Here is a 12,891-nt window from a genome sequence, read left to right as displayed (position 1 = left end):
TGCCTTCTAATTAATTAGAAGGCATTTTCTTTTTATCATTTCTATTAATTGACACGCTTTAAAGCACAAAAATATTTTAGGATTTTCTATTGCTTTTGTCCAAAAAAAATACTAGAATAATTTTTAATATAATAAATTTTTAGAAAATTATTTTTAAATGAATGTTAGGGGGATATTAAAAATGAAGAAGAAAGTAAGTGCGCTGTCCTTTGCGCTGGCAGGAATGCTGATGCTTGCAGGATGCGGCAGCAAAGAATCATCAGGAGATGCAGAAAAGGGCGGGAAAGATAAGGAATTCAAAGTTGGCATTAGCCAATTTGCTCCGCACCCATCATTAGATGCAGCTACTGAAGGTTTTAAAAAGGCGTTAGCCGACAAAGGTATAAAAGTAAAGTATGATGAACAAAATGCTCAGGCAGATATGAATAATGTCCAAACAATCGCGAAAAACTTTGTGGGCGACAAGGTCGATTTGATTTTTGCCAATGCTACACCTAGTGCAACGAGCGCGTTAAATGCAACAAAGGAAATTCCAATTATTTTTACATCCGTAACAGATCCTGTAGGAGCAGGACTTGTGGAAGCTTTTGATAAGCCAGGAAAGAACATTACGGGAACGACCGATAATCATCCGGATGCAACGAAAAAAACAATCAGCTTTATTACAGATGAAGTGAAAGCAAAAAATATTGGTGTAATTTATAACTCTGGTGAACAAAATTCAGTTGTTCAGGTTAAGGCTGTTAAAAAGATCGCAGAGGAAAAAGGCGCTAAACTTGTAGAAGTATCTGTTGCAACGACAGCAGATGTTAAGCAGGCAGCTGAATCCCTAGTAGGCCGCGTGGATGCAATCTACATTCCAACTGATAACACAGTAGTTACTGCCCTTGACTCTGTCATTGCTGTCTCAAATAGCAAAAAAATCCCACTTTTCGTTGGCGAACTTGATTCAATGAAAAAAGGGGCAGTCGCAGCTAGTGGCTTTAGCTATTTTGATCTTGGCTATCAATCTGGTGTAATGGCTGCTGATATTTTATCTGGTAAAAAGAAAGCGTCTGACATTCCAGTTGAACTGCCAAACAGCTTAAAGCTTGTAATTAATAAAAAAGCAGCTGAAGCACAAGGCTTGCAAGTGAAGGAAGAATGGAGCAAGCTTGGCGAGTTTTATGATGGAAAATAACAAACTATAAATCTATAAGGAGTCAGCCTGAAAGGGTTGACTTCTTGATTGATACATAGAACAAAGAAAGGATGATTTCAATGTTTACAGCCATATTTGGATCTTTTGAAGCAGGTATCATCTATGCGATTATGGCACTGGGCGTCTATCTTTCCTTTCGTATTCTGGACTTTCCAGATCTAACGGTAGATGGTAGTTTTGTGACAGGTGCCGCCATTTCGGCGGTTATGATTGCGGGGGGATCCAATCCGTTTTTGGCAACGATTGTAGCATTATTTGCAGGATTTGCTGCAGGCTGCTTAACGGGACTGCTTCACACCTTTGGTAAAATCAATAATTTGCTATCCGGTATTTTAATGATGATAGCGTTATATTCGATTAACTTACGAATTATGGGACGATCAAATATTCCATTATTAAATACGGATACAGCTTTTACAAAAATCAGTGATATGTTTGAAAAATCAGGTATTGATTCATCTCTAAACAGTATTCTTTCGGCGATTGGGCTTGGCGATAGCCTTCCGGAGACATGGGGAATTTTAATCTTTATGGTCATCGTCACCTTAGTGATCAAAATCCTTACCGATTTGTTTTTGCAAACCGAAATTGGTCTTGCTATCAGAGCAACAGGCGATAACAAAAGAATGATTCGCAGTCTTTCAGCTAATACCAATCTCCTAGTAGTTCTTGGACTCGGACTTTCCAATGCATTAGTGGCATTTTCAGGTGCCCTAATTGCCCAACAAGGCGGATTTGCTGATGTTGGAATGGGAATTGGTATGATTGTCATCGGCTTAGCTTCTGTTATTATCGGTGAAGCCCTGTTTGGTACTAAAACAATTGCACGAGCAACTCTTGCGGTAATCGGTGGTTCCATTATTTATCGTATTGTTGTTACCCTAGCCCTCCGTGTTGAGTTCCTGGACCCAGGGGATATGAAGTTAATAACGGCTGTAATTGTTATTATTGCCCTAACGGCACCAAAGATTATTGAAGGCACCAAAGAGAAAAAACGGAAGGCGAGAAGAAAATCGGAGAGAATGAACATCATTCAGACTTCTGTGAGAACGGAGGGGGACAACCATGCTGCAATTAAATCAGATTCATAAAATCTTTAATGAGGGAACACCAGATGAAAAAATTGCGATTGACCATATTAACCTTTCGCTGAAACCAGGGGATTTCGTGACGGTTATCGGCAGTAACGGTGCAGGAAAATCGACCTTAATGAATATCATTTCCGGTGTTTTATTCCCTGATATCGGAGACGTTTGTATCGGCGGAAAAAATGTAACCAATATGTCCGAGTTTAACCGGTCTAAAATGATTGGCCGCGTTTTTCAGGATCCCATGGCAGGAACAGCTCCAAGTATGACTATCGAAGAAAATCTGGCTATGGCCTATTCACGAAATAAAAGGAGAACGCTTCAAAAGGGTGTGACGAAAAAACGGCGCGATTATTTTAAAGAAGTACTGGAATCATTACATCTCGGTTTGGAAAACCGTCTTAGTGCAAAGGTTGGACTGCTGTCAGGCGGGGAACGCCAGGCGCTTTCCTTATTAATGGCCACTTTTACTGAACCCTCCATCCTGCTGCTTGATGAGCACACGGCTGCACTTGACCCATCAAGGGCGGAGTTGATTACAAATCTGACAAAGGAGATTGTCAATAGGTACAAACTTACAACTTTGATGGTCACACATAATATGCAGCAGGCGATTGATTTGGGAAATCGGTTAATTATGATGGATAAGGGCCAAATCATTTTGGAAGTGGATGAGGAAAAGAAACAGCAGTTAACCATCGAGAGATTATTAGAGGAATTTAAACGAATTCGCGGTGTTCAAATGGTAAGTGACCGAGCGGTCCTTTCATAGTGAAAAATATTTTTTCGATTGTCATTTTAGGTATATATTTTTAAAAAATATTCTCGATACACTAAAGTAAGAAACATCCTAGGACTAGGTATGTTTCTTTTTTCTTTTAGGGAAAAAAATACTATGGTTAAAGAATATTTCTTTACTGCAAAAAAGCGTTATTGCTTTACATCCTGCTCTTGAGGGGACAAGAATTCTTCCATTACAATATATTCTGAATATTACTATTTTTAAAAAATGGGGGTTCTTGAATTGAAAGAAAAACGCGTAAAAGCTGATCAGCTTGTAAATGACTTTTTTCCGGTAAGAGATGTAGATTATATAGAGATTTATACAGGGAATGCCAAACAAGCATGCCACTTTTTTTGCACTGCATTCGGGTTTCAGCCAGTTGCGTATTCTGGTCTAGAAACGGGCAATCGTGAAACCGTTTCCTATGTGTTAAAACAGCGGAATATTCGCTTGGTGCTTACAGGTTCCTATGTGGAGGACAGCAGAGTAGCTCAGTTTGTTAAAAAGCATGGCGATGGCGTAAAAGATATTGCACTTTTAGTGGATGATATCGATAAAGCATATGATGAGGCGGTAAATCGCGGCGCAATTGCCCATGTGGCGCCTTTTGAAATGAAGGATGAAAAGGGTGTTGTAAAAAAAGCTGTTCTAGGTACATATGGTGATACCATCCATACGTTAATAGAACGGAAAAATTATCAAGGTGCATTCCTGCCGGGATTTGAGTCCTATTCTTCTGATGTACCAGTTGAAGATGCTGGCTTAATCGGAATAGATCATGTGGTAGGAAATGTTGAAAGCATGGAAGAATGGGTCGAATATTATTCGAAGGTAATGGGCTTTATCGAAATGAAGCATTTCACCGATAAAGATATCACGACTGAATACTCTGCGCTCATGTCAAAAGTTATGCATAATGGCGGCCGCATTAAATTCCCAATCAATGAACCGGCAGAAGGTAAACGCAAATCGCAAATTCAGGAATTTCTCGAATTTTATAACGGTCCAGGCGTACAGCATCTTGCAATTTTAACAGAAGATATTGTATCTACCGTTTCCACTTTAAAGAGAAATGGTGTTGAATTCCTTAAAACTCCAAGTACTTATTATGAATCATTAGGGGAGCGTATCGGTAAGATTGATGAAGAAATTGAAAAGCTGCGCGAGTTAAATATTTTAGTGGACCGTGACGATGAAGGCTATTTGCTGCAAATTTTCTCAAAGCCGATTGTAGACCGCCCGACACTATTTATTGAAATCATCCAGCGTAAAGGTGCTCGTGGATTTGGAGAAGGAAACTTTAAAGCCCTGTTTGAATCGATTGAACGGGAACAGGAAAGACGCGGTAATTTATAAATTAATAGCTAAATAGAGATAAAAGGGGGGAACTTTTTCCCCTTTTTTTACAACCTTTTGTCATAGGAAAGAGTGGTGTATTGAATGGAAATTACCCCGAAAGCGCTGGAATGGAGAGAGGCCTACAAATTATTAATCGGATCTATTTTACCAAGGCCGATCGCTTTTGTTTCAACGATAGATGTCGACGGTATCGCCAATGCGGCACCCTTCAGTTTTTTTACTGCCGTTTGTGCGGACCCCATGCTCGTCTGTTTTTCGCCGATGAGAAGAGGGAAGGACGGGGCGAAAAAGGATACTCTAGTTAATATAGAAAATACCGGTCAATTTGTTATTAACATTGTCAGTGAGAGTATGGCTGAGCAAATGAATGATTGTGCGATAGAATTTTCTCCTGACGTTGATGAAATCCTGGAAACGGGTTTAACAAAAGAACCTGGCCATATGGTTAAAGTGCCGCGAATTGCGGAATCACTTGTCCATTTAGAATGTGTACTCCATCAGGTTCTCCATTTCGGCGACAAGCCGGGCAGCGGCAGTCTCGTCATCGGTAAAGTGGTCCATGTTCATATTCAAGATGAATTAATGGACAAAGGGAGAATAGACACCGCTCTTTTAAAACCTATTGGAAGAATGGCAGGTAATATTTTTACCGATCCTTTGGCGAAAACGTTTGAAATGATAAGAAAATAGAAAAAGGTGAGTCAATGAAATTTGTAACCTTTGAAAAACCAGATAGAAGTATCCGGGCAGGCTGGCTCCTGAATGAGGCTTATGCTGTTGATATGTCCGAAGCAACGGATGGTAGGCTGCCTTGTAATCTAATAGGCTTTCTAGACAATAGTGAAGAAAATTTAAAGATTGCGGCTGCATTGTCGTTAACCAATGATCATAAAGGAGTTTACCAATTAAGTGATCTTCACTTAAAAGCACCACTTCCCAATCCAAGAAGCTTCCGTGATTTTTATGCCTTTGAGCAGCATGTGAAAACAGCTCGGGAAAATCGTGGCCTGAAAATGATTCCAGAATGGTATGAAATTCCTGTATTTTATTTTTCCAACCACCTAGCAATTAAGGGACCAGGCGAAGAAATCATTAAACCTTTAGATTGTGAGTGGTTAGACTATGAACTAGAGGTCTCATGCATTATAGGCAAATCAGGCAGAAATATTTCAGCAGCAGAGGCCAATGATTATATTTTTGGCTTTTGTATTTTGAACGATTGGAGTGCAAGAGACCTGCAGCGTAAAGAAATGAAGGTTGGCTTAGGTCCTGCAAAAGGCAAGGATTTCTCCACCTCTATGGGGCCATGGATTATCACAAAAGATGAATTGGAAAATTTAAGGACAGGGAAGGGCTTTGATCTTAGCATGAAAGCACGGGTAAATGGCGTCCAACTTTCTAAAGGTAATTTAAAGGAGCTTTATTTTTCCTTTGGAGAAATGATTGAAAGGGCATCAGCAGGCGTAACCCTCTATCCAGGCGAGGTTATTGGTTCAGGCACTGTCGGAACAGGATGTATCCTTGAACTTGGCGAAAAGGTGCATCGATGGCTTAAGCCAGGAGATAAAGTAGAGTTAGAAATTGAGAATTTAGGGATTTTAGAGAATACAATAATCGAAGAAAAGAGGTGAGAGGATGTATTATCGCCAACTGGGAAAGATTCCCCATAAACGGCATACGATGTTTAAAAAAGAGGACGGGAGCCTTTATAGGGAGCAGGTAATGGGAACTCGTGGTTTTTCTGGAACTCAATCGATTCTTTATCATCAATACATGCCGACAGAAGTCGTAAAATCAAAGCTAGTTGGAAATTATTTTCCTGTTTTTGAAGAGCAGCAATCGCTAAAGCACCGACATTTTTTTTCGACCAAGATTACCAAAAAAGGGGATGCTCTTAAGGCAAGAGAATATATTCTAGGTAATCAGGATTTGTTAATCGGAACGGCATCGATTACTGAGTCGATGCAAAGCTTTTATCGAAATGGCGATGGCGATGAAATGCTATTTATTCATCATGGCTCAGGAAAGCTCGAGACGATATTTGGGACAATCACATACCGTCCAGGTGATTATCTCGTCATACCGATAGGGACGATTTATCGAATCATACCCAGTGCAGATGAAGAAACTAAAATGCTTTTTGTCGAAGCGTTTAGTCAAATCACTACTCCAAAAAGGTACCGAAACGAATACGGCCAGCTTTTAGAGCACAGCCCATTTTGTGAACGGGATATCCGCGGTCCGGAAGCCTTGGTGACATTTGATCAAAAAGGGGAGTATGAGGTTATAACAAAATCGAGAGGGGCGATTCATTCTCACATACTGGGGCATCATCCGCTTGATGTGGTTGGCTGGGATGGGTATTTGTATCCTTGGGCTTTTAATATCGAAGATTTTGAACCGATTACCGGAAGAGTTCATCAGCCGCCGCCAGTACACCAAACCTTTGAAGGAAATAACTTTGTGGTTTGTTCCTTCGTTCCCCGCCTTTATGATTATCATCCGGAATCCATACCAGCACCGTATTATCACAGTAATGTTAATAGTGATGAGATCCTCTATTATGTTGAAGGTAATTTCATGAGCCGAAAAGGGATTCAAGAGGGTTCCATCACTCTCCATCCAAGCGGAATTCCTCATGGACCTCATCCGGGAAAAACAGAGGCGAGCATCGGAAAGAAAGAAACGCTGGAGCTGGCGGTGATGATTGATACTTTCCATCCTTTAAAGGTTGTAAAGGGTACGGTTGATTTAGAAGATACTGCTTATATGTATTCCTGGATTGAAAAATAGAAATAATAATGGAGAAACAATCCTGCCTTTTGCGCTAGGATTGTTTTTTTATATACATAGGATATTTTTAACCGATAATTCTGTTAAAAATGCTATTGTAAGTACATACACATTAATATCGAGATGAGGGGTGAAAACGTGAATCGCGAAACCATTTTGACGAAATTAAAAGATCATGTTCCTACAATACTTGGCAGTGAGAAATTTTCAAGGTACGCTGTCATGCTGCCGCTCATTCAAAAAGAGAATGGAATCCATGTATTGTTTGAAATCCGTTCACAGCAATTACGGAGGCAGCCTGGGGAAATTTGTTTTCCAGGGGGCAGAATTGATTCAGTTGACTTTGATGAAAAGGCAGCGGCCATTCGTGAAACGAAAGAGGAATTAGGTATAGCTGAAGAAAATATCAGTGAGGTGTTCCCTTTAAATTTTATGGTGTCTCCGTTTGGGATGATGGTATTTCCCTTTGCCGGCTTTATTACAAATCCAGGCAGTATTCAAGCGAATCCCTCTGAGGTCGGGGAACTATTCACGGTGCCTTTATCATTTTTTATCGAAAAAGATCCGGAAATTTACCGAATTGAATTTAAAGCGGAGCCGGAAGAAAACTTTCCATTTGACTTAATTATCGGCGGAGAGAATTATAATTGGCGGACACGAGGGATGGAGGAATACTTTTATATTTATGAAGATAAAGTGATTTGGGGTCTGACAGCGAGAATTCTTGCTCATTTTATTGAAATGATTCGCTGAATTTTATCTATTGCAAAGTTGTGTACTCCCTATACGTACAAATGTCCATGCAAAAAGGAAAAAATACTTGATTATTTTCAGAATTGGAATAAAATTAAGATTATATTTTTACACAATAGGGAGTTGTCATGATGAAGGTAGTAAAGTTTGGCGGATCATCTTTAGCATCCGGAAAGCAGATTGAAAAAGTATTACAAATAGTCATAGCTGACGCTGAGCGGAAAGTGGTCGTTGTATCAGCTCCCGGTAAAAGATTTTCTGAGGATCATAAAGTAACGGATTTATTAATAGAATGTGCAGAACTCAGCTTACTCAATATGGATCCAAAGGAAAAATTTGACGCTGTTATCGAAAGATACTCATCCATTGCAGAGGAATTAGAACTCGGGGATGAAATTATTCATGAAATTCAAAACGATTTGATAGAAAGGCTGAATGGGAACAAAAGTAGGCCTGACCGGTTTATGGATAGGCTTAAAGCGAGTGGAGAGGATAATAATGCCAAATTGGTGGCTGCCTACTTCCGTAAGCGGGGAATCGAAGCCTCATATATCGACCCGAAGGAAGCTGGACTTTTAGTAAGTGATGAGCCTGGAAATGCTCAAGTATTAACAGACTCGTATAATCGCTTATTTTCACTCCACGAACGCCCAGGCATTTTGATTTTTCCTGGCTTTTTTGGCTATAGCAGGGAAGGTGAAGTTTTTACGTTTTCACGAAGCGGCTCTGATATTACCGGATCGATCCTTGCTAACGCACTAAAAGCGGATTTATATGAAAATTTCACCGATGTAGATGCGGTTTATTCCGTTAATCCTAATTTTGTTACAAAACCAAAAGAAATTAAAGAATTAACGTACCGGGAAATGCGAGAGCTTTCGTATGCGGGCTTTACCGTTCTGCATGATGAAGCCCTTGTCCCAGCATTCCGTGCGGGAATTCCGGTTCATATCAAGAATACAAACAATCCTGCTGCTCCTGGGACCAGAATTGTGTCTGATCGAAAAAATTCAAATGGGCCGGTAATTGGTATTGCCAGTGATCAAGGTTTCTGCAGCATTTATGTAAGTAAATACTTAATGAACAGGGAAGTTGGTTTTGGTCGTAAGCTTTTAGGTATATTAGAAGATTTCGGGTTATCCTATGAGCATACACCATCAGGAATTGATGATGTATCTGTCATCTTGCGAGAAAGCCAAATGGATCCTATTATGGAAAGAGAAATAAAAGACCGTATTATGACAGAGCTTCATGCAGATGAAGTGAAAATTGAGCATAGCCTCGCTCTTATTATGGTTGTTGGCGAAGGCATGAGACATAATGTCGGTACAATGGCTCGAGCCTCTAAAGCGTTAGCAAAGTCACATGTTAATATTGAAATGATTAACCAAGGATCCTCTGAAGTCAGCATGATGTTTGGTGTAAAACAAGTAGATGAAAAAAGAGCTGTTGCAGCATTGTACGAAGAGTTTTTTGTTGCAGTCACGGTTTAATAGGTAAAAGTAGTTCTTAATTACTTTTAATTAAGAACTACTTTTTTTGTCTCTAGAGGGCAAAAATTTAAATAGTATGAAATTTAATTGTGTGCTATCATTGTACTAACCGGTTAGTATCTCTCAAATAAAGGAGACTTAAAATGAAAGCGATTCAATTTAAAGAATATGGAAAACCTGATGTTTTACAGTTTGTCGATGTACCCTCACCAGAATTAAGGCCCAGAAATGTTTTAGTAAAGGTAAAAGCTGCGGGAGTGAACTTTGCGGATACTGCCCGCAGATATGGCCAATATTTAGCGAAAACTCCTCTACCTTATGTTCCGGGAGCGGAAGTAGCGGGTGTCATCACAGAGGTTGCGGCAGATGTCACGGACTTTAAGATTGGCGATCGGGTAGTCGCATTAACAGATGATGGAGGATATGCAGAGTACATTGCACTTCATGAATCCCAGTTAGTAAAGATACCGGAATCAGTTGATTTTAATCAGGCTGCTTCCATTTTAGGTCAGGGAATTTCGGCATATTTCATCTTAAAATCTTCTGGCCAAATCCAAAAAGGTGACACCGTACTGGTGCATGCTGCAGCAGGTGGTGTGGGTACATTTGCGGTGCAATTAGCAAAGATAATGGGCGCAGGCAAGGTCATTGCCACAGCCAGCAGCAAGGAAAAGCTTGATCTTGCTTTTTCTCTTGGGGCTGATGTTGGAATTAATTACACTGAAGAAAATTGGCATAAGCAAGTTCTAGCTGTCACAGGTGGCAAAGGGGTCGATGTTGCTCTTGAGATGGTTGGCGGCGACATTTTTAAAAATACTTTGAAATGCATGGCGGTAAATAGCAGACTTGTCATTTATGGCCGTGCTGGCGGGCAGGAAACAAAATTCGATCCTGCTATCCTCATGCAGCGAAATGTAAGTGTTGTCGGTTTTTGGCTTGTTCATTTTCTGAAAGATTCAAAAGCATATAAAAATAGTGTAAGAGATTTATTGAATTATATTGGCGAAGGAAAATTAAAATTAATAATAGGCAAAACCTTTGCTTTGGAAGATGCGAAATTGGCACACGAACTGTTAGAAGGTCGTCAAACAATCGGGAAACTTATCTTAAATCCTTAATAAGCCTCAGGGGAGGAATTGCAATTGAATTTGAATGAACTGGAAACCAAAATAAACTTTCGTACATGCCCATTGTGCGAAGCGACATGCGGCCTGGAAATTCATACGAGGGGACAAGAGGTTGTCCACATTAAGGGGGATAAACTGGATCCGTTTAGTAAGGGGTATTTATGCCCAAAGGGTTTTAGTGTCAAAGAACTTCATTCTGACCCTGACCGAATCCGAAAACCGATGATTCGTCGTGGTTCTGATTGGCAGGAGGTTTCTTGGGACGAAGCCTTTTTAGAAGTTAGAAAAGGACTGCAAACGATTATTAAAGAGCATGGTAGGAACTCCGTCGCCGTTTATTTAGGAAACCCTTCAGTTCATAATTTGGGGAGCATGTTATATGCGCCAATATTTTTACGGGCATTAGGGAGCCGGAATATATATTCTGCCAGTACGCTAGACCAAATTCCTAAGCAGCTTTCCTCTGAAATGATGTTTGGAAGTGATGCAAATCTACCTATCCCTGACATTGATCATACAAATTATTTTTTAATGATTGGGGCTAATCCGCTTGCTTCAAATGGGAGTTTAATGACCGCGCCTAATATGAGAGGTAGGTTGAGGGCTCTCCGGGACCGCGGCGGTAAGTTAGTTGTTATCGATCCAGTACGTACCGTGACTGCTAAACAGGCAGATGAACATCATTTTATCCGACCTGGAACGGATGCTTTTTTCCTGTTTGCCTTGATTAATACTCTTTTTGAGGAAGATTTAGTATCACCAGGGATACTGGTTCATCTTATTAACGGTTTAGAGGAAATGAAATCCCTATCCCAGGATTTTTCACCAGAGGCGGCAGCAGCTAAATGCGGTATTTCTGCTGCTGAAATTCGCCGGATTGCCCGAGAGCTGGCCGCCTCGTCTAAAGCCATTATTTACGGAAGAATGGGCACCTGTACACAGCCTTTCGGAACGATGAACAGTTGGCTTGTAGATGTATTGAACGTTTTAACTGGGAACTTGGACCGTCAAGGTGGTGTAATGTTCCCTGCCCCGGCGACTAGACGGGCGTCCTCGAAAAAAGTCCGCTCAAACAGGTATAATCGTTATCAAAGCCGGGTTAGCAGCATGCCTGAGGTCTTGGGGGAGCTTCCAGTCTCATGCCTGGCGGAAGAAATGGAAACGGAAGGACCCGGACAAATTAAAGGATTCATTTGTATGGCCGGAAATCCAGCCCTATCAGCACCAAATAGTAAGCGGCTGCAGGCGGCTCTTGAGAGAGTGGATTTCATGGTCAGTGTCGACTGTTACATGAATGAAACGTCAAGACTTGCAAATGTGCTGCTGCCAGTTCCTTCGCCATTAGAACATTCACATTATGATATAGCCTTTTATAATCTTGCTGTAAGAAATATAGCACATTATTCAAAGCCTGTTTTTGACCTGCCTTCAGAACAATTAGATGACTGGCAGATAATTCTGCATTTAGCTGCAGCAGTCAGTGAACAAAATTTAGTTGGCGATCCTCTCACTTTAATGGATGATTATACGATTGGTGAACTGATCGATCATGAATTAAAAAATGAAAATTCGCCTATTTATGGACGAGATGCAGTTGAGATTTTTTCATTACTAAAAGATAGAAATGGGCCAGAACGGTTACTAGATTTTTATCTCCGTGTAGGACCGTACGGTGATCATTTTGGGAAAAATCCGGATGGGCTTAGCTTGTCTGTACTTGAGGTAAATCCGCATGGAATGGACTTTGGTGCAATGAAGCCTAGAATCATCGAAATTTTGCAAACTCCATCTGGGAAAATTGAATTAGCACCTTCAATTTTAGTAAAGGATGTTAAGCGCTTAAAACAGTCGCTTAAGTCTGAAGCGAATCCTGTCGTTTTAGTCGGCAGGCGGGATTTACGAAGCAATAACTCCTGGCTGCACAATTTGCCAGTATTGGTAAAAGGTGAAGACCGTTGTACGCTTTGGATTCATTCCAGTGATGCAACTCGTTTTGGTATAGGTAAGGGAGAAAGGGCAATACTTAAATCCCGAACAGGTAAAATTGAAGTGCCTGTCGAAATCACAGACGATATCATGCCTGGTACTGTAAGCCTGCCGCACGGATGGGGGCATAGTCATACAGGTACACGACTTGGCGTCGCATGTGAGCATCCAGGTGTGAATGTCAATATTTTGACGGATGAACAAGTATTTGATCCTATTTCAGGAAATGCAGTACTTAATGGTGTTCCAGTATCCATTGAAAAGATTGGATAAAAATACCGATTCAAATAAAAGAGGCTTGAAATAA

At 40.5% G+C, this 12,891-nt stretch carries 11 protein-coding genes; all 11 read left to right on the top strand.

The features are described 5' to 3' along the window. The first annotated feature begins 181 nt into the window (after positions 1 to 181). The 11 genes from PH210_RS21455 (at position 182) to PH210_RS21405 (ending at position 12,857) form a co-directional block, all read left to right on the top strand. The gene (locus PH210_RS21455) at positions 182 to 1,180 is read left to right on the top strand and encodes an ABC transporter substrate-binding protein (protein ID WP_289988339.1); all 999 of its coding nucleotides are present in this window, start codon (positions 182 to 184) and stop codon (positions 1,178 to 1,180) included. A gap of 80 nt (positions 1,181 to 1,260) precedes the next feature. Further along, positions 1,261 to 2,292 carry an ABC transporter permease gene (locus PH210_RS21450; protein ID WP_289988337.1) on the top strand — a complete coding sequence of 344 codons (1,032 nt, stop codon included), beginning with the start codon at positions 1,261 to 1,263 and terminating at the stop codon, positions 2,290 to 2,292. Next, entirely contained in the window at positions 2,267 to 3,061 is a 795-nt protein-coding gene (locus PH210_RS21445; protein WP_289988335.1) for an ABC transporter ATP-binding protein, read from the top strand. The genes PH210_RS21450 and PH210_RS21445 overlap by 26 nt, the downstream gene beginning before the upstream one ends. A 237-nt stretch (positions 3,062 to 3,298) precedes the next feature. Then, positions 3,299 to 4,429: a 4-hydroxyphenylpyruvate dioxygenase gene (gene hppD, locus PH210_RS21440; RefSeq protein WP_483312134.1), complete on the top strand. Its 1,131-nt coding sequence runs from the start codon at positions 3,299 to 3,301 to the stop codon at positions 4,427 to 4,429. A gap of 84 nt (positions 4,430 to 4,513) precedes the next feature. Further along, positions 4,514 to 5,122 (top strand): flavin reductase family protein, encoded by a 609-nt coding sequence (locus PH210_RS21435; RefSeq protein WP_289988331.1) that lies wholly within the window; start codon positions 4,514 to 4,516, stop codon positions 5,120 to 5,122. Positions 5,123 to 5,136: 14 nt separating this feature from the next. Then, entirely contained in the window at positions 5,137 to 6,063 is a 927-nt protein-coding gene (locus PH210_RS21430) for a fumarylacetoacetate hydrolase family protein (RefSeq protein ID WP_289988328.1), read from the top strand. 4 nt (positions 6,064 to 6,067) lie between these two features. After that, a complete protein-coding gene (locus tag PH210_RS21425) occupies positions 6,068 to 7,225 on the top strand; it encodes a homogentisate 1,2-dioxygenase (protein WP_289988326.1) in 1,158 nt (385 codons plus the stop codon). 138 nt (positions 7,226 to 7,363) lie between these two features. Then, positions 7,364 to 7,978: an NUDIX hydrolase gene (locus PH210_RS21420; RefSeq protein ID WP_289988325.1), complete on the top strand. Its 615-nt coding sequence runs from the start codon at positions 7,364 to 7,366 to the stop codon at positions 7,976 to 7,978. A 131-nt stretch (positions 7,979 to 8,109) separates the two neighbouring features. Further along, the gene (locus PH210_RS21415; protein WP_289988323.1) at positions 8,110 to 9,471 is read left to right on the top strand and encodes an aspartate kinase; all 1,362 of its coding nucleotides are present in this window, start codon (positions 8,110 to 8,112) and stop codon (positions 9,469 to 9,471) included. Between the two features lie 143 nt (positions 9,472 to 9,614). Then, positions 9,615 to 10,589, top strand: a complete 975-nt coding sequence (locus PH210_RS21410) for a quinone oxidoreductase family protein (protein ID WP_289988322.1) — start codon at positions 9,615 to 9,617, stop codon at positions 10,587 to 10,589. A gap of 24 nt (positions 10,590 to 10,613) precedes the next feature. Continuing rightward, positions 10,614 to 12,857, top strand: a complete 2,244-nt coding sequence (locus PH210_RS21405) for a molybdopterin oxidoreductase family protein (RefSeq protein ID WP_289988319.1) — start codon at positions 10,614 to 10,616, stop codon at positions 12,855 to 12,857. Positions 12,858 to 12,891 lie beyond the last annotated feature (34 nt).

Origin of the sequence: Paenibacillus sp. BSR1-1, from assembly GCF_030403775.1 — a bacterium.
Classification (GTDB): Bacteria; Bacillota; Bacilli; order Bacillales; family Cytobacillaceae; genus Neobacillus.
This window is presented reverse-complemented; position numbering and strand designations above follow the sequence as displayed.

Excerpts from the sequence above, each read along its gene's own strand:
- hppD (WP_483312134.1), top strand. The coding sequence starts at position 3,299 with ATGGGGGTTCTTGAATTGAAAGAAAAACGCGTAAAAGCTGATCAGCTT.
- PH210_RS21425 (WP_289988326.1), top strand. The coding sequence starts at position 6,068 with ATGTATTATCGCCAACTGGGAAAGATTCCCCATAAACGGCATACGATG.
- PH210_RS21435 (WP_289988331.1), top strand. The coding sequence starts at position 4,514 with ATGGAAATTACCCCGAAAGCGCTGGAATGGAGAGAGGCCTACAAATTA.
- PH210_RS21410 (WP_289988322.1), top strand. The coding sequence starts at position 9,615 with ATGAAAGCGATTCAATTTAAAGAATATGGAAAACCTGATGTTTTACAG.
- PH210_RS21445 (WP_289988335.1), top strand. The coding sequence starts at position 2,267 with ATGCTGCAATTAAATCAGATTCATAAAATCTTTAATGAGGGAACACCA.
- PH210_RS21455 (WP_289988339.1), top strand. The coding sequence starts at position 182 with ATGAAGAAGAAAGTAAGTGCGCTGTCCTTTGCGCTGGCAGGAATGCTG.
- PH210_RS21450 (WP_289988337.1), top strand. The coding sequence starts at position 1,261 with ATGTTTACAGCCATATTTGGATCTTTTGAAGCAGGTATCATCTATGCG.
- PH210_RS21430 (WP_289988328.1), top strand. The coding sequence starts at position 5,137 with ATGAAATTTGTAACCTTTGAAAAACCAGATAGAAGTATCCGGGCAGGC.
- PH210_RS21415 (WP_289988323.1), top strand. The coding sequence starts at position 8,110 with ATGAAGGTAGTAAAGTTTGGCGGATCATCTTTAGCATCCGGAAAGCAG.